General features: G+C 28.5%; 25 protein-coding genes. 15 read left to right on the top strand and 10 right to left on the bottom strand.

Annotation, left to right across the window (positions count from 1 at the left end; all coding sequences use genetic code 11):
* The first annotated feature begins 22 nt into the window (after positions 1 to 22).
* The 4 genes from J3359_RS18045 to ettA all read left to right on the top strand — a co-directional run bounded on the left by J3359_RS18045 (position 23) and on the right by ettA (position 4,807).
* A complete protein-coding gene (locus J3359_RS18045) occupies positions 23 to 2,047 on the top strand; it encodes an NADPH-dependent 2,4-dienoyl-CoA reductase (protein WP_208078564.1) in 2,025 nt (674 codons plus the stop codon).
* Positions 2,048 to 2,084: 37 nt separating this feature from the next.
* On the top strand, positions 2,085 to 2,636 hold the full coding sequence (locus J3359_RS18050; protein WP_208078566.1) for a hypothetical protein: 552 nt from the start codon (positions 2,085 to 2,087) through the stop codon (positions 2,634 to 2,636).
* A 241-nt stretch (positions 2,637 to 2,877) separates the two neighbouring features.
* Positions 2,878 to 3,060, top strand: coding sequence for a CAL67264 family membrane protein (locus J3359_RS18055; protein ID WP_208078567.1), 183 nt, complete (start codon positions 2,878 to 2,880; stop codon positions 3,058 to 3,060).
* Between the two features lie 55 nt (positions 3,061 to 3,115).
* Complete coding sequence (gene ettA, locus J3359_RS18060) at positions 3,116 to 4,807, top strand: energy-dependent translational throttle protein EttA (protein ID WP_208078569.1); 1,692 nt, start codon at positions 3,116 to 3,118, stop codon at positions 4,805 to 4,807.
* A gap of 55 nt (positions 4,808 to 4,862) precedes the next feature.
* Here ettA and J3359_RS18065 read toward each other — a convergent pair whose 3' ends face one another.
* Positions 4,863 to 5,630, bottom strand: coding sequence for a hypothetical protein (locus J3359_RS18065; RefSeq protein WP_208078570.1), 768 nt, complete (start codon positions 5,628 to 5,630; stop codon positions 4,863 to 4,865).
* Positions 5,631 to 5,991: 361 nt separating this feature from the next.
* Here J3359_RS18065 and J3359_RS18070 point away from each other — a divergent pair, with 361 nt between their 5' ends.
* From J3359_RS18070 to J3359_RS18115, 10 genes are all read left to right on the top strand, one after another.
* A complete protein-coding gene (locus J3359_RS18070; protein WP_208078572.1) occupies positions 5,992 to 6,171 on the top strand; it encodes a hypothetical protein in 180 nt (59 codons plus the stop codon).
* A gap of 69 nt (positions 6,172 to 6,240) precedes the next feature.
* Entirely contained in the window at positions 6,241 to 8,007 is a 1,767-nt protein-coding gene (locus J3359_RS18075; RefSeq protein WP_208078574.1) for a sensor histidine kinase, read from the top strand.
* 2 nt (positions 8,008 to 8,009) lie between these two features.
* Positions 8,010 to 8,678 carry a response regulator gene (locus tag J3359_RS18080; protein WP_208078576.1) on the top strand — a complete coding sequence of 223 codons (669 nt, stop codon included), beginning with the start codon at positions 8,010 to 8,012 and terminating at the stop codon, positions 8,676 to 8,678.
* Positions 8,679 to 8,774: 96 nt separating this feature from the next.
* Positions 8,775 to 9,326, top strand: coding sequence for a hypothetical protein (locus tag J3359_RS18085; RefSeq protein WP_208078577.1), 552 nt, complete (start codon positions 8,775 to 8,777; stop codon positions 9,324 to 9,326).
* Positions 9,327 to 9,329: 3 nt separating this feature from the next.
* Positions 9,330 to 9,566, top strand: a complete 237-nt coding sequence (locus tag J3359_RS18090) for a hypothetical protein (protein ID WP_208078578.1) — start codon at positions 9,330 to 9,332, stop codon at positions 9,564 to 9,566.
* The gene (gene yidD / locus J3359_RS18095; RefSeq protein ID WP_208078579.1) at positions 9,563 to 9,841 is read left to right on the top strand and encodes a membrane protein insertion efficiency factor YidD; all 279 of its coding nucleotides are present in this window, start codon (positions 9,563 to 9,565) and stop codon (positions 9,839 to 9,841) included. Before J3359_RS18090 ends, yidD begins: the two co-directional genes overlap by 4 nt.
* 66 nt (positions 9,842 to 9,907) lie before the next feature.
* Positions 9,908 to 10,387, top strand: coding sequence for a DUF5763 domain-containing protein (locus tag J3359_RS18100; protein ID WP_208078580.1), 480 nt, complete (start codon positions 9,908 to 9,910; stop codon positions 10,385 to 10,387).
* 182 nt (positions 10,388 to 10,569) lie between these two features.
* Complete coding sequence (locus J3359_RS18105; protein ID WP_208078581.1) at positions 10,570 to 10,761, top strand: hypothetical protein; 192 nt, start codon at positions 10,570 to 10,572, stop codon at positions 10,759 to 10,761.
* 9 nt (positions 10,762 to 10,770) lie between these two features.
* The gene (locus J3359_RS18110; protein ID WP_208078582.1) at positions 10,771 to 11,832 is read left to right on the top strand and encodes a type I restriction endonuclease; all 1,062 of its coding nucleotides are present in this window, start codon (positions 10,771 to 10,773) and stop codon (positions 11,830 to 11,832) included.
* A 10-nt stretch (positions 11,833 to 11,842) separates the two neighbouring features.
* The gene (locus J3359_RS18115; protein WP_208078583.1) at positions 11,843 to 12,385 is read left to right on the top strand and encodes a hypothetical protein; all 543 of its coding nucleotides are present in this window, start codon (positions 11,843 to 11,845) and stop codon (positions 12,383 to 12,385) included.
* Between the two features lie 473 nt (positions 12,386 to 12,858).
* Here the strand turns inward: J3359_RS18115 and J3359_RS18120 are convergent, their stop codons facing one another.
* Positions 12,859 to 13,905, bottom strand: a complete 1,047-nt coding sequence (locus J3359_RS18120) for a hypothetical protein (protein WP_208078584.1) — start codon at positions 13,903 to 13,905, stop codon at positions 12,859 to 12,861.
* Between the two features lie 232 nt (positions 13,906 to 14,137).
* Between J3359_RS18120 and J3359_RS18125 the strand changes: the two genes are divergently transcribed.
* The gene (locus J3359_RS18125) at positions 14,138 to 14,629 is read left to right on the top strand and encodes a DinB family protein (protein ID WP_208078585.1); all 492 of its coding nucleotides are present in this window, start codon (positions 14,138 to 14,140) and stop codon (positions 14,627 to 14,629) included.
* A 146-nt stretch (positions 14,630 to 14,775) separates the two neighbouring features.
* Here the strand turns inward: J3359_RS18125 and J3359_RS18130 are convergent, their stop codons facing one another.
* From J3359_RS18130 to rplS, 8 genes are all read right to left on the bottom strand, one after another.
* On the bottom strand, positions 14,776 to 15,780 hold the full coding sequence (locus J3359_RS18130; RefSeq protein ID WP_208078587.1) for a DUF6695 family protein: 1,005 nt from the start codon (positions 15,778 to 15,780) through the stop codon (positions 14,776 to 14,778).
* A 5-nt stretch (positions 15,781 to 15,785) separates the two neighbouring features.
* Complete coding sequence (locus J3359_RS18135; protein WP_208078589.1) at positions 15,786 to 16,028, bottom strand: DUF6095 family protein; 243 nt, start codon at positions 16,026 to 16,028, stop codon at positions 15,786 to 15,788.
* Complete coding sequence (gene murQ / locus J3359_RS18140; protein ID WP_208078591.1) at positions 16,025 to 16,837, bottom strand: N-acetylmuramic acid 6-phosphate etherase; 813 nt, start codon at positions 16,835 to 16,837, stop codon at positions 16,025 to 16,027. The genes J3359_RS18135 and murQ overlap by 4 nt, the downstream gene beginning before the upstream one ends.
* Before the next feature lie 124 nt (positions 16,838 to 16,961).
* The gene (locus J3359_RS18145) at positions 16,962 to 17,792 is read right to left on the bottom strand and encodes a DUF4249 family protein (RefSeq protein WP_208078592.1); all 831 of its coding nucleotides are present in this window, start codon (positions 17,790 to 17,792) and stop codon (positions 16,962 to 16,964) included.
* Between the two features lie 35 nt (positions 17,793 to 17,827).
* Positions 17,828 to 20,203 (bottom strand): TonB-dependent receptor, encoded by a 2,376-nt coding sequence (locus J3359_RS18150; RefSeq protein ID WP_208078594.1) that lies wholly within the window; start codon positions 20,201 to 20,203, stop codon positions 17,828 to 17,830.
* A 92-nt stretch (positions 20,204 to 20,295) separates the two neighbouring features.
* Positions 20,296 to 20,511, bottom strand: a complete 216-nt coding sequence (locus J3359_RS18155) for a hypothetical protein (RefSeq protein WP_243765959.1) — start codon at positions 20,509 to 20,511, stop codon at positions 20,296 to 20,298.
* A gap of 27 nt (positions 20,512 to 20,538) precedes the next feature.
* Positions 20,539 to 22,761 carry an NADP-dependent isocitrate dehydrogenase gene (locus J3359_RS18160; RefSeq protein WP_208078596.1) on the bottom strand — a complete coding sequence of 741 codons (2,223 nt, stop codon included), beginning with the start codon at positions 22,759 to 22,761 and terminating at the stop codon, positions 20,539 to 20,541.
* Positions 22,762 to 23,773: 1,012 nt separating this feature from the next.
* Positions 23,774 to 24,124: a 50S ribosomal protein L19 gene (gene rplS, locus J3359_RS18165; RefSeq protein WP_088354144.1), complete on the bottom strand. Its 351-nt coding sequence runs from the start codon at positions 24,122 to 24,124 to the stop codon at positions 23,774 to 23,776.
* Between the last annotated feature and the right edge of the window lie 153 nt (positions 24,125 to 24,277).

Genomic DNA, 24,277 nt, shown 5'->3' on the forward strand with positions numbered 1-24,277 from the left:
TAATAAATTTAATTCCAGATATATGAAATATAAACACATTTTTGAGCCATTAGATTTAGGATTTACAACTTTAAAAAATAGAATTTTAATGGGTTCTATGCATACAGGTTTAGAAGAAGAAAAAAACGGAATAGATAAAATTGCAGCTTATTATGCAGAAAGAGCAAAAGGTGGAGTAGGACTAATTGTTACTGGAGGAATCGCACCAAATATACAAGGTTGGACAGCTCCTTTTTCTGCAAGAATGTCAACCAAGAAACACGCAAAACATCATCAAAAAATAACAGAAGCTGTACATGCAGTAGGAGGAAAGATTTGTATGCAAATTTTACATGCAGGACGTTATGGATACCATCCTTTTAATGTTGCTCCATCAAAAATAAAATCGCCAATAACACCTTTTAAACCATTTAAATTAAAAGAATCTGGAATTAAAAGAACCATTCGCGATTTTGTAAACTCTGCAAAACTATCTAAAATTGCTGGTTATGATGGCGTTGAAATTATGGGTTCAGAAGGATATTTAATTAATCAATTTATTGTAAAAAGAACCAATAAAAGAACCGATTCTTGGGGGGGAGATTATAAAAACAGAATGCGTTTACCCATTGAATTGGTAAAACAAACAAGAGAAGCTGTGGGTAAAGAGTTTATTATTATTTACAGATTGTCGATGTTAGATTTGGTGGAGAATGGAAGTTCTTGGGAAGAAGTAGTTCGATTGGGAAAAGAAATCGAAAAAGCAGGAGCAACCATTATAAATACAGGAATTGGTTGGCACGAAGCAAGAATTCCAACCATTTCTACAGCAGTTCCAAGAGGTGCATTTACTTGGGTTACTAAAAAAATGAAGGAAGAAATTTCTATTCCATTAATTACTTCTAACAGAATTAATATGCCAGAAACTGCAGAGAAAATACTTGCAGAAGGACATGCAGATATGATTTCTATGGCAAGACCATTTTTAGCAGATCCTGAATGGGTAAAAAAAGCAAAAGAAGAAAGAGCAGATGAAATAAATACTTGTATTGGTTGCAATCAGGCTTGTTTAGACCATGTTTTCGAACAAAAGGTAGCAAGTTGTTTGGTAAATCCAAGAGCTTGTCATGAAACAGAATTAAACTATAATCCAACTGAAAATAAAAAGAAAATAGCCGTAATTGGAGCTGGACCTGCAGGTTTAGCAGCAGCAACAATTTCCGCAGAAAGAGGTCATAAAGTAACGTTATTTGATGCAGATAAGGAAATTGGTGGGCAATTTAACATCGCAAAACAAATTCCAGGGAAAGAAGAATTTTATGAAACATTGCGTTATTTTCGCAAACAAATAGAATTGCATAATGTTACTTTAAAATTAAATACCAGAGTTTCTGTGGAAGATTTACAGTCATCAGATTTCGATAAAATTGTAATTGCAACAGGAATTAAACCAAGAGAATTAAAAATAGAAGGCATAGATCACCCAAAAGTATTGAGCTATTTAGACGTTTTAAAACATAAAAAACCAGTAGGAAAACGAGTAGCAGTTATTGGAGCAGGAGGAATTGGTTTTGATGTTTCTGAATATTTATCGCACGAAGGAGAATCTACATCACAAAATATAGATGCTTGGTTAAAAGAATGGGGAATTGATAAATCTCTAGAAGCACGATCTGGAATTGAAGGTGTAGAACCAGAATATCATCCTTCTCCAAGAGAAATTTTTATGTTTAAAAGAAGTGCTGGAAAATTTGGTGGAAATTTAGGAAAAACAACAGGCTGGATTCATAGGTCTACTTTAAAGAAAAAGAAAGTGCAATTCATTGGAGAAGTACAATACACAAAGATTAGCGACCGAGGTTTACACTTCATAAAAGAGAAAGAAAATAAAGTTTTAGAAGTAGATAATGTGGTTATTTGTGCTGGGCAAGTTCCATTTAAAGAGTTATATCAACCTTTAATAGATGCAGGAAAAAGTGTACACGTAATTGGTGGCGCGGATTTTGCAAGTGAATTAGATGCAAAAAGAGCCATAAATCAAGGGGCGAGATTGGCAGCAGAGTTGTAAAGTTTTCTTACTTTTGAGGCAAATTAAAACTGATACAATGAAAAAAATATTTTTATTATTTGTACTTATTCAATCTGGATTTGCATTTTCTCAACAAGAACCAGAATTTGTAAAATACAATGCTAAAAATGCAGCAAATATATTTTACTACAATTTATCCGAAATTCCGAAAAAAATTAAAGTAAAGAAAGAGGTTACAAAAAATAAAACATTAGCGAATCTTCGTAAATATAATGATAAAATAAAAAATATAGCATTCTTAAACTCTCCGAAATTACAAGAATTAGAATTAACAATTAATTCTTTGGGAAAGCAATTATACTCTAACAGAGATTTAGCAGAGAAAATAAGTAAAAAAATTGAGACAACAATTTTACCTATTAGAGATAGTATCGATGTTTATGAGAAAACTTTAAATGAGAATTTAAAAAGCTTTTTGTCTAAAAGGCAGTTTAAAAAGTGGTTAAAATACCAAAAAGCAGAAAAAAGAAAACTATTGCCAGAAAGACCTAAAAGTAAAAATAGAGCACCAACTAATAGGAATAGAATGCGAAGAAATCGACAAGGACTTGGTGGTAGAAGATTCTAATTTTTTTCGTTTTTTTATTTTATGAATAGCTTCTTCTTTATTTTGCTTTTCAACAAAACAAAAAAATAATTTACAATTTTCTTAATCTAAAAACTGTAAATCTCATTAGAAGAAATACCTTTTTCTTTAATTTGCCAGACTTAGTAACTATAAAATAATTTTACCTTTTCTCAAGTTGAACAAACAAAATAAATTAGCGATATTTGTCAATTAACTAATAACTAACTAACAGGAAAGAATTATGGGAATGAATAAAAATACAGTACTTGCATGGGCAACTTTTATTATGATTATAGTAGGATTGGCTTTAATTGCTTTGGGCGCATTTAGGTATGATGATGTTGCAGGTTGGGGTTTTGCAGCTGTTGGTATTGGTTTTTTTGCAGTAGCTTGGGTTTTTAACGCCTTAAAAGGAAGAGTATAAATAAAGTCTACAGTTTTCAGTAGCAAGTTTTCAATAATAATTAAAAAGATAAAAAATGAGTGACGATAAGAAAGTCATCTTTTCGATGAATAAGGTTTCTAAAACCTATCAATCTACAGGAAAACAAGTTTTAAAAGATATTTATTTAAGCTTTTTCTATGGAGCTAAAATTGGTATTCTTGGTTTAAACGGATCAGGAAAATCTACATTGTTAAAAATAATCGCAGGTGTAGAAAAGAATTTCCAAGGAGATGTTACTTTTTCTCCTGGTTATAAAGTAGGTTATTTAGAGCAAGAACCACAATTAGATCCAGAAAAAACAGTGTTAGAAGTTGTAAAAGAAGGTGTTGCAGAAACTGTAGCAATTCTTAACGAATACAACAAAATAAATGATATGTTTGGTTTGGAAGAAGTGTATTCGGATGCAGATAAGATGGAAAAACTAATGAACCAACAAGCAGAATTACAAGATAAAATTGATGCTGCCAATGCTTGGGAATTAGATACCAAATTAGAAATTGCTATGGATGCTTTGCGTACACCAGATTCTGACAAGAAAATAGGGGTTTTATCAGGTGGAGAAAAACGTAGAGTTGCCTTGTGTAGATTGTTATTACAAGAACCAGAAATTTTATTGTTAGATGAGCCAACAAACCACTTGGATGCAGAATCTGTACATTGGTTAGAGCATCATTTGGCACAATATAAAGGAACTGTAATTGCAGTAACGCACGATAGATATTTCTTAGATAATGTTGCTGGATGGATTTTAGAATTAGATAGAGGTGAAGGAATTCCTTGGAAAGGAAACTACTCTTCTTGGTTAGACCAAAAATCGCAAAGAATGGCGCAAGAAAGCAAAACAGCTTCTAAACGTCAAAAAACGTTAGAACGAGAGTTAGAATGGGTTCGTCAAGGTACAAAAGGACGTCAAACCAAACAAAAAGCACGTTTAAAAAACTACGATAAATTAATGAGTCAAGACCAGAAACAGGTTGACGAAAAATTAGAAATTTACATTCCTAATGGACCACGTTTGGGAACCAATGTTATAGAAGCTTCAGGAGTTTCTAAAGCATATGGAGATAAATTGTTATATGAAAACTTAGAATTTAATTTACCACAAGCAGGAATTGTTGGAATTATCGGGCCAAATGGAGCTGGTAAAACCACTATTTTTAGAATGATTATGGGAGAAGAAACTCCTGATGCAGGAGAATTTAAAGTAGGTGAAACTGCAAAAATTGCCTACGTAGACCAGGCACATTCAGATATCAATCCAGATAAAACTATTTGGGAGAATTTTTCTGACGGCCAAGATTTGGTAATGATGGGAGGAAAGCAAGTAAATTCTCGTGCTTATTTAAGTCGTTTTAATTTCTCTGGAAGTGAGCAGAATAAAAAAGTAGCAACATTATCTGGTGGAGAAAGAAATCGTTTGCATTTAGCAATGACTTTAAAAGAAGAAGGAAACGTATTGTTATTAGATGAACCAACGAACGATTTAGATGTAAACACTTTACGAGCATTGGAAGAAGGTTTAGAAAACTTTGCAGGTTGTGCAGTGGTTATAAGTCACGATAGATGGTTTTTAGACAGGGTTTGTACACATATTTTAGCTTTCGAAGGCGATTCTCAAGTGTACTTTTTTGAAGGTTCTTTCTCTGATTATGAAGAAAATAAGAAAAAACGTTTGGGTGGTGATTTAATGCCAAAACGTATTAAATATAAAAAGTTAATTCGATAAGTATCGATTTATAATAATAGAAGAAGAAAGCAACTAAAGAAATTTAGTTGCTTTTTTAGTTTTGAATCGTTTTTTCATCTTCCTTAAAAATATATTTGTTTATTATATATTCTGTAATTGGGTCTAATTCTCTTAAAGTTTCTGGATGAATTCCTCTTTGGTTAAAAAACTCCATTTTTCCAGTTGTAGATCTTCCATACCAAATTAATGGATCACCATTTTTAAAAAATTGACTATCACTATCTACTTCCATTTTTTTAAATTCATCGATATCAATTTTATAGATGGTATTATCAATAGCATTATTATTTTTACAAGAAGAAGTTTCAAAATGATTTTCTTGCCAAATAATACAGTTTTTTGTAGTATGATTATAGATAAAATAAGACACAGGAAAAAGAGCTAAAATTGAAATAATAATAAGTTTACTTTTATACTTTTTGTTAGAGTTTTCTTTAGACAATTTCTTTGACCTTACTTCTCTTTTCGAAATGATAATTTCTTCTCTAGGATTATTATTTGTTAAAGGTGCTTGCTGTTTTTTACAAGAATTCTCAAAATCGGAATAATCTTTAAAACCCAAATATTTAGCAATTATATTTTTTAATTCATTGTTGGGTTCTCCAGCATTGTTTTTCCTACTTTCTACGTATTTATTATAATAATTTGTAAGAGTTTTTGTGGAAACGATATTTATTTTATGATATTTTTCCTCCAAAATTTTATCAATAAAAAAATTAAAACAGCCATTTTTTTTTACACTATCATTTTCTTTTTCTGTTTTTAACGTTTCAAATAAATTAGTAAATAATTCTCTTAACATAAGTATTTTGTTGGTTTTCCAAAGTTAGAAATAATTTAGAAAAAAATTTCCAAACCGCTTAGAAAATCATTTCTATTTCTTTTCCAATCATTTTCTAACCGAAACATTCATTCTCATTGGATATTTGCAGTAGAATTAATTCTCTGTAAAAAGAAAAGGAGCATTACTTCTAAAAACGAGTTTGAAATCGTGGCGTTTTTTTTGAATTGGGAAAACAATACTACAAAGCTATTTCACTCTACAACTTCCCACAAAAGAGGCGCGCGACTCTTTTAAATTTTAATGTGTTGCTGGCAACAAAAAAGCTGAATTCTAAAATTCGGACAGCAACACTTTTGTCTAATTTTTAAAAGAACAAATCATGAAAAAAGTATTTATAGCATTCGCAATACTATTTGCAAACGGAGTTTTTACATCTTGTACAGATTTAGAAGAAAAAACTACAAAAATGGAAATTTTAGCTACTGATGGAGAAGAAGGGCAAGATCCAGATTATGACGAAGATGATTCTGATGTAGGAAATACAGGAGGAGGTAATTAATTTTTTTTGAATTAAGATTTATAGTACTTTAGAGGGATGAAAATTAAAATTTTATTCCTCTTTTTTGTTATGTTTTTTTTATCAAATACTTTTTTATCTTATCAAAAACTAGAAAAGAGTATTACTTTTGATAGTATTTATAAAACAATAAATCTATACAGTAAGCGAAAAGAAAATATAAAAGCCTTATTATATTCTAAAAAACTTTTAAAAAAAGGTTACGAAAATAATAATAAAAATCAAAGAGCAAAAGCAAGCTATAAGGTTGCTGAATTTCAAAATAAACTCAATCTAAAAGATAGTGCTTATTATTATCATATTAAGTCTAAAAAATTATATCTCGAATTGAATGATAGTATTCAAGTTGGTAGAAATTTATTAAACATTGCTATTATAGAATCAAACTTTGGAAGTTATTCAATAAGCGATTCAACAGCAGTTGAATCTTTAAAATATATAAATGGAAAAAGAAAAAGATCTGTAGCATCCGCCTATAATTGTTTAGCAATCAATTCAAAAAAGCGTTTTTTATATAAAGATGCAATAAAATATTATAATAAAGCAATTGGTATTTCTAACAAGAAAAGTTCTAAATTATTATATAAAAATAATCTTTCAATTATTTACAGGGACTTAAAAGAGTACTCAAAATCAATTTTAATCTTAGAAAATTTATTAAAAGATTCAATCTCAAATAAAAAAACTAATGCAAGAGTTATAGATAATCTTGCTTATGTTAAATGGTTAGAGAATTCAAATAATAATGTATTAAATGACTTACTAGATGCTAAATTAATCAGAGTAAATCAAAAAGACAATTTTGGGTTGATTGCTTCTTACAGTCATTTATCAGATTATTTCAAAGAAAAAAACAAAGCTAAATCACTTTTTTATGCAGAAAAAATGTATAAAACTGCCAAAAAAGAAAATGCTTCTAATGGCTTGTTAGAAGCTATAGATAAAATTGTTCAATTAGAATCAGCAGAAAAATCTATTATATACTATCAAAAAAGTATTCATTTAAGAGATAGTCTGCAAAAAGAAAAAACAAAAAGACAATACAAATTTGCTAAAATTAAATACGATTATGAGGAAGAAGAAAAACAAAAATTAAAATTCGAAGCTTTAGCAACAAAAAATCAATTAATTGCAGAACAAGAAAAAAACCAAAAGAAAAATATAATCATCTTCGCAATATTGTTAATTGCTGGTTTAGTGTTTTTAATTTATCGAAGAAAACAACAAAACAAAAAAAGAATTTTACAAGAAAAATATAAAACAGAAACAAAAATAGCAAAAAGATTGCATGACGAATTAGGCAATGGAATTTATAATGCAATTACTAAAGTGCTGAATCCGAAATTTGAAACCGAAGAAATTGTACAAGATTTAGATAAATTGTATTTGCAAACTCGAGCAATTTCACATGAAAACGATTCTGTAGAAACAGGCGAAGATTTCGAAAATTATTTTAGAGAATTAGTAACCAGCTACAATTCTAGCGCTTGTAAAATTATTTTAAAAGGTTTGTCTTCCTTAGAATTAAGTTTATTATCTATAGAAAAACAAATTGTGGTTTACAGAGTTTTTAATGAGCTATTTGTAAATATGAAAAAACATAGCAAAGCAACATTGGTAGTTATTTCTTGCAAAAAAACAGGCAATAAATTAGAAATGATTTATAAAGATAATGGTGTTGGGTTTAGAGAAAATATGTTTGTTATTAAAAACGGACTCAAAAATATGGAAATCCGTATTAATTCCATTAAAGGAACTCTTAATTTTGATGTTCAAGCTAACAATGGTTTTAAAGCAACCATTCGTTTTAAAAGATAAGTATGTTTCAAAAAGTATTAATTGCAGAAGATTTTGATATTATAAATAGCGGATTAAAAGCTACTTTAGAAAAAATGAAGATTCCTAAAATCACTCATATTTCTTATTGCGATGAAGCTTTTTTAAAATTGAAAAAAGCAAAATTAGAAGGGAATCCGTTCGATTTATTAATAACAGACTTATCATTTGTAGAAGATCATCACAAACAAAACATTACGTCTGGTGAAGCTTTAATTGAAAATGTAAGAAAAGAATTTCCTACTTTAAAAATAATTGTTTTTTCTGTGGAAGACAAGCCATTTCGTATTCAACATTTATACAATCATTTAAAAATTGATGCTTATGTATGGAAAAATAGAAACGGACAAAAAGAATTGGAAAAAGCCATTCAGCAAATTTATGAATCTAAAAGTTTCTACATTTCAGAAGATTTAAGAGAAGCCATTCACCCTAGAAAAGCCATTGAAATTACGGAATATGATATTCATATTATAGAACATCTTTCCGAAGGAATTTTGCAAGATAATTTACCTGAATTATTTGTAAAGAAGCAAATAAAACCATCAGGTAAAAGTTCTATAGAAAAAAGATTAAAATTTTTAAAGGAACATTTTAACGCGAAAAACCCAACTCATTTAGTGGCTATTGCTAAAGATTTTGGGTTGATTTAAGAATTAATATTTACTACAAATTATTTAGACTACGGATTTCCGTAGTCTTTTTTTGTTTTAGGAAGTTAGATTTGTTGAAAATTTAAAATATACACAATGAAGAAAATTTCCTTATTAATTTTAATATTCTTTTCTCTTAAAACTTTTTCTCAAGATAAAAAAAAGCAACCTGAAAAAGTAAAAACAAAAATGGAAGTATTTACTTCAAAGACTGGAGTTATTTCAAAATATACAGATTTTAATTTAGATAAACTGAAAACTATATATTCTAATTCAGAAACAAGAATAAGAAAATTAAGCAGTGGAAATATTGAGAATTATTTTTATCAAATTGAAAAGCAAGGAAAGTATGGAAGTTCAACAGCATCTATTGAATATTCAGATCTTTTGGAAACAATTAAAGCACTAAATAAATTAGCATCAGAAGTTGATATTGATCTTAAAAGCGAACCAGATTATATGGAAAATAAATTTATTTCTGAGGATGGTTTTCAGTTAGGTTATTATATATCTAAGAATAAGGCAAATTGGTTTATTAAGTTAGAAAAGTTTGGTTCTGATAAAACTTTATTTATCAAAGATTTAGAAAAATTGAAAATAGCACTTCAACTAGCTAAAAGTAAAATTGAAAAATTAAAAAGCAAATAAATTATGGAATATAAAGTAATACCATTTGTGCCATCAATAAATAGAAATAAAGAAAATTCTACAGAAGTTGCACAACAATTAGAAGATATTATAAAACATCATTCTAACCAAGGTTGGGTATATGTAAGAGTTGAAAGTGTAGAAACTTTTATCGTTCCAGATGCTGGTTGTTTTGGTCTGGGGGCAAAACCAGGCTATATGGCTTCTCGTCAAATGATAGTTTTTAGTAAATTAATTTGAAAATAATAATACTAAATCTTATAAAATTGTACTGGTTTTTTAAACCTAAAAAAAAATCAGCGAAATGTATTTTTAGAAAAAATTGCTCTAACTATATTTATGATAAAACATTTAATGAAGGGTTTATATCAGGCATAAAAGCATTAAAATTCAGAATTAATAACTGCAAATATGGTTTTGAATTATTTGTGAATCCTACAGATAATAAAACATATATGATTCTACCAAACAAAGATGTAATAAATGAAAAAGAGATTGCAGAAAGACTATTATAATAGCCATAAAACCTTACGAAAATTCGTAAGGTTTTGTTTTAAAAAAATAGTATTTTAGAATCGGCTATGAAAAATTACATTTTACTCTTTTTTATTCTTTTAAGTTATAAATCGGTTTCTCAAAACGTTTACAAAACACCTTCAGGAAAAAAGTACCATTTATCTTCTTGTAGAATGGTAGAAAATGTTTCCAAAAAAATGTTAGGAAAAGCTGCTATTTCTAAACATAGATTAACTCCGTGTAAAATTTGCAAACCACCAAAAGTAAAAGATTTAATAAATACGTATAATTTTTCTAACAAAGCAGTTGGAAAATCTACATTTGTTAGATGTAAAGGAACCACTAAAAAAGGAACAAGATGTAAACATCGTACAAAAATTGCGAATGGATATTGTTATCAGCATACAAATCAAGATAATAAAGTGAATCCTAAAAAGCCAGCTTCTTCAAAATCTAAAACCTCACTTTGTGGCGCAAAAACAAAATCTGGTAAAGCCTGCAAGCGTAAAGTAAAAGGCGGAGGTTATTGCTATCAACATAAATAAAGCTAATTTTAAATACGGATTTCCGTAATATTTTTTTATTTTTTAAATATATTTTTGCATAAATTATAGATTGGGGGAATAATTTTGCTATAAATTTTTAAGAAAGAACAAACCTTACGGATTTCCGTAAGGTTTTGTTTTTTAGTGAGTTTACTTTTGGGTAAACATTAAAATAATAAGTTATGGCGAATTATTATGTAAATAAAAAAGCACAATCAAATAGAGATCACGAAGTTCACAAAAGTGGATGCTCCTGGCTACCAGAATTAGAAAACAGAATTTACTTAGGTAGCTATAATAACTGTAAAGAAGTTGAAAATTATTATACTAAAGTTAATGGTTGTTATTGTTCTAACGATTACCAAACTTCTTAAAATAACTCTATGGAATTTCAAAACAAAATAAAAGCAATCGCAGATAAAATTGCTTTACTAAAAGAAAAAATTGAGACAGAGGAATCTACAAAACATGCTTTTGTTTTGCCTTTCATTCATGCTTTAGGTTATGACTCTTTCAACCCAACAGAGGTTGTACCAGAGTTTACAGCAGATTTGGGTTTAAAAAAAGGAGAGAAAGTAGATTATGCAATTTTTCAAGACAACATTCCAATTTTAATTATAGAATGTAAAAACTGGAGAGAAACATTAGACAATCATAATTCTCAACTATTTAGATATTTTCATGTAACAAAAACACGTTTTTCTTTATTAACAAATGGTATACAATATCGGTTTTATACAGATTTAGAACAAACCAATAAAATGGATGTAAAACCTTTCTTGGAGTTTGATATAACAAAAGTAAAAGATTCAGATATTCATGAAATACTTAAATTTCATAAGTCTAATTTCGATGTTAATAAAATTGTAGATAATGCAAGCTCATTAAAATATACCAAAGAAATAAAAAAATGCATATCAGAAGAATTAATAAGTCCCTCCTTTGAGTTTTCTAGACTATTTGCAAATAAAGTTTATTCAGGAAGGTTAACAGAAAAGGTGATGAACGAATTTACAGAATTGGTTCATAAAGCTTTTAATCAAATAATAGGAGAGAAGGTTAACGATCGATTGAATTCTGCTTTAAACAAAGAATCAGAAAAACAACAAGAAGATATAGTTGAGGAAAAGCCAGCAGAAAGCAAAATCATTACCACAGAAGAAGAATTAGATGGGTTTAGAATTATAGTTGCCATTTTAAGAAGAAAACTACCTGTAGAAAGAATTAATCATAGAGATACACAATCTTATTTTGGAATTCTTTTAGATGATAATAATAGAAAACCATTGTGTAGACTTTATTTAAACACAAGTAATAAGTATTTAAGTGTATTTGATGAAAATAAAAAAGAAACAAAAATTACAATTGATTCTATTGATGAAATTTATAAATATGAGAGTCAACTTTTAAGTACAGTTGATTATTACATAGAAGACAAAAATTAAAAATATAATAATGAAAAAAAAGAGTCTATTTATTTTAGTAATATTATTTACAATCTTTTCTAAAGCACAAAATAAAGAATCTTCAACAAGAAAATTTATAGATGAAAGTAAATATACAAGAATTGATAAAGATTGGACTACTGAAGCAGAATTTAAATCAGGTATTGGAGAATATGTAAAGTTTTTCCCAATACAAGTTACAGATTTAAAAACAGGAAAAAAAATGAATGCTTTACAGTTAGATATGTTTATTAAAAAGCCCAATATTTATAAAACTGCTTGGGTAGGCTTAGAAGAGATTACTGATTTTATTAATTTTGTTGAAAAAAATGTAATTACAAATTTAAAGATGAAGTTGAAGGATAAGTCATCGGAATTTATTTTTAACGCAAAAGAAATGACACTATCTTACTTAGTTTATGAAAGAAGAAGAAGGATTACTATAAAATTAAACGATTATGATAATAGTGTAATAAAAAATTATACTTTTTGGACAGAATCTAAAGTAGATAATATTTCCAATTTATTAAGTGTTTTAAAAGTTATCAAATAAAAACACTAACAATTTATTTTTTTATTTTAATTACTAATTTAACACAAAAATAACCAATGAAAACCCTGCTTTTAATTTTTTCGCTACTTTTTATAACGTCTGCCTTCCAAACAAAAAAAACAGCTGTTTTTATTTGTATGACCAAATCAAGCAAAAAATATCACTTAAAAAAAGACTGTAGTGGACTTAAAAAATGCAAATCAAAAATTAAAAAAATTACTAAGAAAAAAGCAGAAAATGTAGGTAGAACTTTATGTAAAATTGAAAAGAAAAAATTAAAGAAAAAAAAATAATTCGGTAAGTAATAATTTTTACAAACATTAAAAAGCCTCATTTCAAAATCGAAATGGGGCTTTTAACTTCTACTTATTCCTTCGCAATAAAGAATGGTTAATAGTATTAAATTCAAAAAAAAATACTATTACAAATTTATAATTTTCCTGTTGTTTTTTAATAGGTATAAATACTCGTTTTTAATTTCTATGTTTACTTTTTCTTCGAGAAGTAGAACTGTTACTAACTCTTTTTTTATAAGCAACTTTTCTTTTAATTTTAGAGGCTTTTCTCTTTTTTGGAGCAACTTTATTTCTTGTTACAGAAGAATTTCTTGTGCTCGTGGTCGAAGGTCTTCTAGTAGGAACTGCTTTTTTAGTAGTTGCAATAGTGTTTCTTGAACTTACATTCGATGTCCTTCTTTTTGGTGTTACAAACGTATTTCTTCTTATGTTAGAATCATAATTTCTACTATTTGTATTTGTAGAAGTTCTTCTTCCTGAATTAGAAATTGTATTTCTTTTGATATTATAGCCCAACATTCTTGCTGAATTCGATTTTCTGTAAGAAATATTTTTACGTTTGTTATAGGTATTATTTCTAGTTACAGCAATAGGTTTCCTTCTTTTTAAAATTTTATTTCTACTTCCAATCCTTGCGTTTCTATTGGCTCTATAGTAAAAATACCTGCTATCTTCTCTAAATTGTGTATAGTTTCTTCTAAAATCATTTCTATAGAAATAAGCATCGTTATAATTACAAACTTTTCCTAAACTTAAATTTATAGGTATGCCATTATAATTGTAATATTCATTTTTTACATTCCCATAAAAAGTAGGAAAACCACCCCTGTTATAAACGACTCTTAAATTACCAACATTTGTAAGATTTCCTCTATAATATCTCAAAAAAACATTTCCAATTCTGGTAACATTTCCTCGGAAATCGTAATTTATAAAAACATTTCCTACACGTCTAATTCTTCCTCTATAATCTCTATCGACTCTTACACCATTTGTAGAAAAACGTCTTCCATTATAATCGTAATAACTATCGTTATAATGTGTATTAAAATCGAATTCTCCATTTAAAAATACAAAGAATTCTATGCCACGTTCTGTAAAGTTTACGGAATCGTCATAAGAGTAATATACCCTATTGCTGTTTGGTAATAAGTTGCCATTTTTGGCTTCAACAGTAGAAACCATCATGAACATTGCTAATAATAAAAGTATACCTTTTTTCATAATATATGGTTTTAAAGGGTTTTGCCTACTTTAATTGCTTTTCGGCTTTCGCATTTAATTGATAAGTTTTCAAAGAACGTGCCAAAAAATATAGATATAATACATATTATTAGCGTTTATTAATTTAATGTTATTTATTTATCTGGTAATTAGGTTGTTATTTTTTTTAAAAATTCAGAAAGAACTCGTAAATTTAGAATCGTTTTTACGACTATAAAATAAAATAAATTATATGATTAAAGCTATTGAGCAAAACTTACAAAGAGGAATAAAATTATTACATGGTTTAACAGATGAACAATATAGCAATACTTCAGTAGCACCTTATTATTCTAGCATTGGTTGTCACACCCGCCATATTTTAGATATGTTTTCTTGTATTTTTAATGGGTTAGATTCTAAAGAGATAGATTTAACAAAAAGAGAAAGAAACAAATTGGCAGAAAAACATACCAATGTAGGAATCGATTATTTTAACACAATAATTAAAAAGCTATACAGTTTAAATAGTAACGATTTGCAAACGGAAGTCGCAGTTATAGACGATTTAGGTTTAGGAAATGTTACTATACATACATCTTTAGCGTCTATTTTAGCCCAAGCACAAAGTCATACAACACACCATTATGCAACTATTGGTTATTTGGTGCATCATATAGGAATATGTTTACCAGAATCTGGTTTTGGGTTTAACCCTACAACTCCCCAAAAGTTAAGTGTTTAAAAGAGTTTTTGTAAAACATTAATACTGTTAACTTTGTAGATTAATAAAAAATTTAAAAATGATTATGATGTTTACAAAAAACAACGAATCTGTATTTACAATTTTGTTATTGATGTTTTGCTTTTTAAGGAAAAAAACAACTGTATTTAGGAAGAAATAGAGTTGATTTTAGAAGAAATAATGTGGTTGTTTTGCTCAATAAAAATTTCTGTACAATTTGTAGGATGTATAAATTTATACTCTTTTTTATGGTTGAAAAGCGTATTGTCTATCCTAAAAATATTTTCGAAATCTTTTATTCCTTCAGAAGTATATCTTGCAATTTTGTATTTTTTATCAGCAATTTTTTCTTCAATTTTAAACCAAGCACCACTTCCAATGCCTCCTAACCACGTTCCGTTTTCTAAATTAAAAACAGCTAAATTGGGTTCTTCTGTTCCTTTTAAATTTGGTTCGTTATTAAATTTATTAAAAAAAGATTCTTTGTATTCTTTTACAATGGATCTATTTTTATATTCAGTAATAATTTGGTTATAAGTATTATATATTAAATTATTTGTATTTGCTTTGATAACGTTTCCAATGGGGCTTGGTGTTAATAAATTAGATTCTTTTAACTTTTTAGTAATTTTTTTATTTGTTGAAGAAGCAATAATTACATCTGTTACGAAGCGTGCACAATTGGTTCCATTTTTAAGAAAAGCACCATAAGGAATTTCTTTAGTGTCTATTAATTGATGGATAAATGTATGTGCCTTCTTAAAATTAATTTCAGTATTAATGCTAGCAACTAATCTTCCATCTCCATGTGTTTTTTCTGGATGCTTTTCTAGCCAAAGTAAAATATCTTTTAAATTCGATAATTCGGCTTTTTTAAATTTTGCATTTACAGAAACTTTTAACTCTGGATCTGTTTCTTTACAACGAACACGACCATTTCCATAAGAAGTAATGTATCTGCCAAAATCGAAATAATTAATTTCAGAGTTTCCTTTTCTGATTAATAATAATGCTGCATGACCAGCTTGAACAGCGTGTTTTCCTCCAATTCCAATTTTTCGCCAAAAATCGCTCAATCTTTCCCAATAAGCAGGTCTTACAACTGTATCTGGGTAGGATAAAATAATTATGATTCCATCAGAATTTTGCATTCTTCTTAATTATTAAAAATAGCTTGTAGTAAAATTTTAAAAGTCTTGAATGCAAAATAAATGGTAAAAATCATTAAAATTCCTGCGATTATTAAAATGACATAAGAAAGATATTCATCAGGCGTGTTTTTAAACTTTTTTAAAGCTTTAAAGCCCATTGTTAATGTAATAGGAGAAGCTATAAAAAGAAAAACAAGAATGGCTAAATATTTTAAACCTTTGCCTAATAAATTTACATTTGTGCTCATTTATTGTAATTTAGAATCGAATTTCTAACATTTCCATACTTTTTTAAAAGTTTAGAAGCAGTCGTTTGGTCTATATTTAATTCTTTAACTAACATTTTTTCTCCTCTTTCTACTAATTTGTTGTTAGACAATTGCATATCTACCATTTTATTTCCTTTTACTTTTCCAAGCAGAATCATAGTTGCTGTAGAAAGCATGTTTAAAACCATTTTTTGTGCTGTTCCTGCTTTCATTCGAGAGCTTCCAGTTACAAATTCAGGTCCCACAACTACTTCAATAGGAAATTGAGTAACTTTCGATAAAGGACTGTTTTTATTGCATGTAATACAGCCTGTAATAATGTTGTTTTCGTTGCATTTTTCTAAGGTAGTAATTACATAAGGTGTGGTTCCAGAGGCAGCAATACCAACCACAACATCTTTTTCTGAAACGTTATATGTTTGCAAATCTAACCAACCTTGGTTTTTAGAATCTTCTGCGTTTTCTACTGCTTTTCTAATGGCAATATCTCCACCTGCAATTAAACCAACAACCAATTCGTGAGGAACTCCAAAAGTGGGTGGGCATTCAGAAGCATCTAAAATACCTAATCTACCAGAAGTTCCAGCGCCAATGTAAAAAAGCCTTCCACCATTTTTTAGTTTTTGAACAATTTGCATGGTTAATTTTTCTATTTCAGGTAAAGCTTCAGCAACAGCTAAAGGCACTGTTTTATCTTCGTTATTTATATTGACCAATAATTCTTTTACCGTCATTTTTTCTAAATGGTTGTATTTCGAATCTTGTTCTGTTGTTTTTACAAATGTCATATATCAAAAATACTGTTTTCCTGTAAGATTTCAAAAGTCTTGTAGGTATATTAGGTCGCAAATATTGTCTTGTAATTCTAACAAGGTAAAAAAAGACTTTGCAGAATGTTTTTATAAAAATGGTTTAATTTTTTTTCACTAAATCTATAGAAAAAGTGTCTGATTCTCCAATATGAAAATATCCTAAAGGAAAATTATTTTCATTAGTGGTGTTTATCATATTTCCTAATAGGGAAGAAGGCACAGATTGAAAAGGTCCGCCTGCATTTTGCCCACTTTGATCTATTAAAACTCGAAAATAGCTGTAATATTCTTTAGTAACACCAGATAGTGTAACAACTAAAGTAGAAGGTAACGCTACTTTTTCCATATCTATATAATACGAAAAATTATATTCCGAGCCGTTTAAGAACTTGTCTTCGATAGTTACATAATTATTAAAACCAAAATTGAATAAATAAAAGTTTTCCTTTGCTCCATCGTCTGTAAATGATGTTTTTAATTCTATTTCGTCACCAGTAAAAAGTGTACGATTACCTTGATTTACATAATTTATAACTGTTGATTTTACTTTTGTAGCTTTTCCTTTGTATGTTTGGTTATTATGAATTACTGTTAGTTCATATTCGATATTATCTTGGGGAATAAAGCTTGAAGTTGGTTTGTAATTTCCATCTAAATTTACATCAGCAAAATTAATAATGGTATTGTCGCTTAAATTTGTTAGAAATACTGTGGCATTTGTAACCACTGGAATTGTTTCATCGAAATAATCTGCAGATAATTTTAATTTCACAATTGTATTTGCAATTACTGGATTTTCATCAAAAAACACTTCAAAAGAAGCATCTATAATTAATTTTGGAGGTATGGTTGGCACATCTATATCAACCACTTTTTCGCAACTAGCAAAAAAGAGAATTAGAGAAAAGAAAATTATTTTTATATTTTTCATCATTATATACTATAGCAATGGACTTAAGTCCATCATTAGAATTTAAAATTATAAGTTATAGAAGGTACAATTCCAAAAATAGAGGTTTGTAGCGCTTCGTTACGCATGGTTTCATCATTTTGTCTAAATGCTAAAGAAGCAGCGTTTTGTCTTCCATATAAATTATAGATTCCGAAAACCCATTCTCCTTGCCATTTTCTATTTTTATTCTTTTTTGGAGTTAATGTTGCAGAAATATCTAATCTATGGTATGCAGGAAGCCTGTCTTCATTTCTACGATTATCATTATAAATAGGCAAGTTTAAACCTTGCACTTCATATTGTCCAACTGGATAATTGGTAGGTTGTCCTGTTTGAAAAACGAAATTACTATTAAAGGTCCACTTTTCGTTTAATTTATAACTTGCATTTATCGAGAAATCGTGTGTTTTATCATAAGGAGTGCTATACCAATTTCCTTGGTTAATGCCAGGTTCATTTGCATTTCTTCCAGCAGTTAATTGTTCAGACCTAGAAAGAGTATAAGCAAGCCATCCTTTAAGTTTTCCTTCATTTTTTTTAAACAAAACTTCCAATCCGTAAGCTCTTGCTTTTCCATTTAAAATAACGGTTTCTATCTCGTTATTTGCAATTAAATTGGCACCATTTATATAATCTATTCTGTTTTTTATATCTTTATAAAACGCTTCAGTTTCCAAAGAATAATTGCCATCTTTTATCGATTTAAAATATCCAACAGCAAATTGATCTAACAGTTGTGGTTGTACATATTTTCCACTTGGCGTCCAAACATCTAAAGGAGTAGGAGAGGCAGTGTTAGAAAGCAAATGTAAATACTGTGCCATTCTATTATAGCTAGCTTTTATAGACGTATTATCATCTAAAGTATAAGACATAGAAAAACGAGGTTCGAAATTGCTAAAACTAGAAATTACATCGCTTCTTTTAAAGTTTTCTGTTCCTGTTGGAGTTGCAGATTCGTATTTTTTAAACTCATTATTATAAATAACAGCTTGGTTGTTTTGGTACGTATTTAATGCATCTTGACCTAACCTTAGAAAGTTGCTAAAACGTACTCCATATTGGAAAGTAAGCTTGTCGCTAATTTTATGTTCTGCTTCTAAATAAGCAGCAAATTCATTCGCATATTTATCGATTAATTTTTCTGGTACAATGCCAGAATCGTCTCTATTTGGAATAATTTCTCCTGGATTGAATTTTATATAAATGTTGTTAACACCATAACTTAGTTTTAATTTTTTGTTTAAATAATGTTTAAAATCGTATTTAAGGTTAAAGTTGGTAATTCCAGAATTCCATTCGAAACCAACAAAATCTAAAATTAATCCATAAAAATAATCCGAATAAATTAAAGATAGGTTAGAGAATAATTTATCAGAAAAAAGATGGTTCCAACGTAAGTTTACGACTGTATTTCCATAAGAATTTACAAAACTATCGTTAATCCCAAAAACGTCTTTTCCAAAATAAGTAGATAGAAAAACATTGTTTTTATTGTTAAATCGATAATTTACTTTGCTATTTAAATCGTAGAAATATGCTTTGTTATCATTATCGAAAAGTGGCAAAAATAAATGTGCATAAGAAGCTCTACCTCCTACTAAAAAAGAGCTTTTTTCTTTTTCTAAAGGACCTTCAATTAATAATCTGCTGGAAACCAGTCCAATTCCTCCAGTAATATTAAAGTTTTTACTGTTTCCTTCTTTTTGATAAATATCTAAAACGGAAGATAATCTTCCTCCATATTTTGCTGGAATGCCTCCTTTGTAGAGTTGTATATCTTTAATTACATCTGGATTAAAAACTGAGAAAAAACCGAATAAATGAGAAGAATTAAAAACTATTGCTTCATCCAATAAAATTAAATTTTGGTCTGCTGCACCACCTCTAACATTAAAGCCAGATGCGCCTTCTCCTGCACTTGTAACTCCAGGTAATAAAATTAACGACTTTATAATATCTGCTTCTCCCAGAACAACAGGAATTTGTTTTATAGTTGCTGCAGTAAGTTTATTCACACTCATTTGAGGTGTTCGAATGTTTAGTTTTTCGATATTACTTTCTATAACAATCTCGTCTAAACTTTCGGTTTCTTCTATAAGTTTAAAGTTTTTTGTTGTTTTTTCTGATAAGCTTATGGTTTCTTGGATTGTGGTATAACCCAAATAACTAACTTGTATTTTGTATTTACCTTCAGGAATAGTTATCGAATAAAAACCATATTCGTTGGTGGTTGTTCCCGCGTTTAAATCTGGAAAATATACAGAAACTCCAATTAAGGTTTCGTTGTTGGAATTGTCGTAAACAGTACCACTGATTGTAATTTTTTCTTGCCCTAAAAAAGTAATGGAACAAAGAAAAAATAGCAAACAAATTTTCTTAAAATGCATTGATTTTTCGTTTAATTATAATGATAATAATTTCAACGAAAATACAACACAAAAATTATAAAGTAACGTTAAAAAGGAATTTCTACTGAATATTAATCGTAGGAAATATCTTCTACTTCAATTTTTTTGTTTTTGATGAAATCGTATAGCGTTAATCTTCTTAACGTATAATAATCTACCCAAAACTTCTCTAGAGAATTTAAATATTGCAATACAGATCTATCTTTTTCAGTTAAAGCCAAGTTTAAATCTGTGATGGTTATTTTACCTAAAAATAAAACTAAAAAAAAGAGTACTTGTAAAAGCACTCTTTATGTTAATAAAATTACAATTTTTTAAACATTTAAAATATTATTAAAAATGGCATTTGGTCTCATTGCATTGTTTGCTAAGACATCATTAGGCTTGTAGTATCCCTGAATATCTACAGCTTTTCCTTGAATTTCATTTAATTCCTCTACAATTTTAGATTCATTCTCAAGCAATTCTTTATATATTTTAGAAAATTCATTACTTAATTCTAAATCTTTCGTTTGATTAGCCAAAGCTTTTGCCCAATATAAAGCTAAATAAAAATGACTTCCTCTATTGTCTAATTCCCCCACTTTTCTAGATGGAGATTTCATGTTGTCTAAGAAAGTATCTGTTGCATCGTCTAAAGTTTCTCCTAAAATAAGTGCTTTCGGGTTGTTTTGCGTAGTTCCTAAATGTTCTAAAGAAACTGCTAAGGCTAAAAATTCTCCTAAAGAATCCCAACGTAAATGGTTTTCTTCTAAAAATTGTTGTACATGTTTTGGAGCCGATCCTCCAGCACCCGTTTCAAATAAACCACCACCATTCATTAAGGGAACAATAGACAGCATTTTTGCAGAAGTACCTACTTCTAAAATTGGGAATAAATCTGTTAAATAATCACGCAATACGTTTCCTGAAACAGAAATGGTATCTTCTCCTTTAATAATTCTATTTAAAGTGAATTCAGTCGCTTCAACAGGAGATAAAATTCGAATATCTAAACCAGAAGTATCGTGATTTGGTAAATATGTATTTACTTTTTTAATAATTTCTGCATCATGTGCTCTGTTTTTATCTAACCAAAAAACAGCTGGCGTTTTAGAAGTTCTTGCTCGTGTTACTGCTAATTTTACCCAGTCTTGTATTGGAGCATCTTTTGTTTGACACATTCTCCAGATATCTCCAGTTTCTACATTGTGTTGCATTAACGTGTTTCCATCTGCATCTACAACCACTACTTTTCCATTTCCAGAAATTTCGAAAGTTTTGTCATGCGAACCATATTCTTCTGCTTTTTGAGCCATTAAACCAACATTAGGAACAGTTCCCATAGTTGTTGGGTCGAAAGCACCGTTCTTTTTACAAAAGTCGATAGTTGCACTATAAATTCCTGCATAAGAACTATCTGGAATTATAGCTTTGGTGTCTTGTAGCTTTCCTGCTGCATTCCACATTTGTCCAGAAGTACGAATCATTGCTGGCATAGAAGCATCGATAATTACATCGCTAGGAACGTGTAAATTGGTAATTCCTTTGTCGGAATTTACCATGGCAACAGCTGGTCTTTTATTGTAAACCTCAGCAATATCTGATAAAATTTCTGTTTTCTTTTCTACAGAAACTTCTTCTAAATTTCTTAATAAGTTTCCAAAACCATTATTTACATCTACACCAATTTCCTCTAAAGTTTTACCGTATTTTTCGAAAATGTCTTTAAAGAAAATACGAACTGCATGTCCAAAAATAATTGGGTCAGAAACCTTCATCATAGTTGCTTTCATGTGTAATGAGAGTAACACATCTTTTTCTTTAGCGTCTGCAATTTCTCTTTCTAAAAAGCTAATTAATGCTTTTTTACTCATTACAGTTGCATCTATAATTTCTCCTTTTAAAAGAGAAAGACGATCTTTTAAAACTGTTTTTTCTCCATTTTCTGCAATATGCTGAATGCTAACTGTTGTTGCTTTCGGTAAAGTAACAGACAATTCGTTGTGTGCAAAATCTCCAGCAGACATTGTTGCTACATGAGTTTTAGAATCTGCAGACCAAGCACCCATAGCATGTGGATTCTTACGAGCGTAGTTTTTTACTGCTTTTGGTGCTCTTCTGTCCGAATTTCCTTCACGTAAAACTGGGTTTACAGCAGAACCTTTTACTTTATTATATAAAGCTAAAATCTTTTTTTCTTCGGCTGTATTCGCTTCTTCAGGATAGTTAGGAATTGCATATCCTAATGCTTGTAATTCTTTAATAGCATCATTTAATTGAGGTACAGATGCACTAATATTTGGTAATTTTATAATGTTTGTATCTGGCAATTTTGCCAAATTACCTAATTGAGCCAAAGCATCTTCCACTTTTTGATCTTCTGTTAAATACTCAGAGAAATTAGCTAAAATTCTTGCTGCTAAAGAAATATCTTTTACTTCGAATTCGATATTAGAAGACTTTGTAAACGCTTCTACAATTGGTAAAAAAGAACGGGTTGCTAAAGCTGGTGCTTCATCTGTTTTCGTGTATATAATCTTAGCTATTTTGCTCATGTAAATTGTGTTTTAAGTAATTGTACTATTGGAATAACTTCCTTAATGAAGAATCATTGTTTTGAAAGCGAGCAAATTTAAGAATTTTTACCGAATTTTTTATTGGTAAAATGTTATTAATTAGTAGGTTTTATTGCAGAATTAATAATTTTTGAAATCGATTTCGTAGAAGTTAAAAATTACACCAAATTAATATTAAAATGTTGTGTAAATAGTTTGAATTATTTTTTCCTCGGATAAAAAAAGAAAATATAAGAATCGCATTGTTACACCTCTATTTTAATATTGAAAATAAATGAATAAGAAACATAATTATTTTGCTACTAATTAAAAATAAAAGCCATATCCAACAATTTCTTGTTACGATATGGCTTCTTCGAAATAGTTTTAAGCAGTGTTTTTGTATAATTACAGAAAACAAATAAAACGAATGTTTTATACCTTCTTAATTTAAGCAAGGTTACTATCTGCTATTTCAGTTTTCGAAACATCCTTAATTTAATAAAAGCATGTTACTTTTGTTAAATTTTTATCAATGTTTCTATTGTTTTCTTTAAATTAAAACTAAAAATTACATTTCAGTGGCTAATTTTAAAATATACGTTATAAATTCTGTGCGTTAAGAAATGAGTTTGCTCTACTAATCTCTTAGTATTTCTAAAATAAACGCAGTTGCCTTTGTTATTTCTTAGAACGTTTCTTTTTTAAACTACCTAATTATAATGATTTAAAATATCTGATTTGAATTTAAAATTACTTTAATTTTCAGAAAAACAATACATAAAGAACGTTACTTTAAGAATTTACTTTTAATTTTTTTTTCAGCTTTTGAAGACTTATAGTTTAATTAATTTGTAAATTATGAAGTAAATATAGTTTCAATTTAAAAGAATGCAAAATTTTTAACCATTTAAAAATCAACATTTTATTAACTGTGGTTATAAACAATTGTTAATTAAAAAAAGCGTTGTGAAAATTCACAACGCTTTTAAATACTTTTATTTGAAAGAGATTATCTTCTTTTTTCAGTAATTCTAGCTTTTTTACCAGTAAGACCTCTAAAGTAGAAAATACGGGCTCTACGTACTTTACCTCTTTTGTTCACTTCGATTTTTTGAATAGAAGGTAAGTTTACAGGGAAAATTCTCTCAACACCTACAGTACCAGACATTTTTCTGATAGTAAAAGTTTCTGATAAACCAGTTCCTCTTCTTTGTATAACAACTCCTCTAAAAAACTGAGTTCTTACTTTTTCTCCCTCTTTAATTTCGTAATACACAGTAATGGTATCACCAGCAGCAAATTCTGCAAATTCTTTTTTTGTTACAAATTCGTCTTGTACAAATTTTATTAAAGCTTCCATATTAAATGTTTATTATTTTGTAAAGCAACATTCACGATTTTTTCGTCAGAGGTTAATTTAGCGGTTGCAAAAGTAGTAATTATTTTTTTGTTGATAAAATTATTTTTAATTTCAAATTATAAATTACTTAAAAAAGCTGCTAATACCTACAAA

The sequence above is a fragment of the Polaribacter cellanae genome (assembly GCF_017569185.1).
GTDB lineage: Bacteria > Bacteroidota > Bacteroidia > Flavobacteriales > Flavobacteriaceae > Polaribacter > Polaribacter cellanae.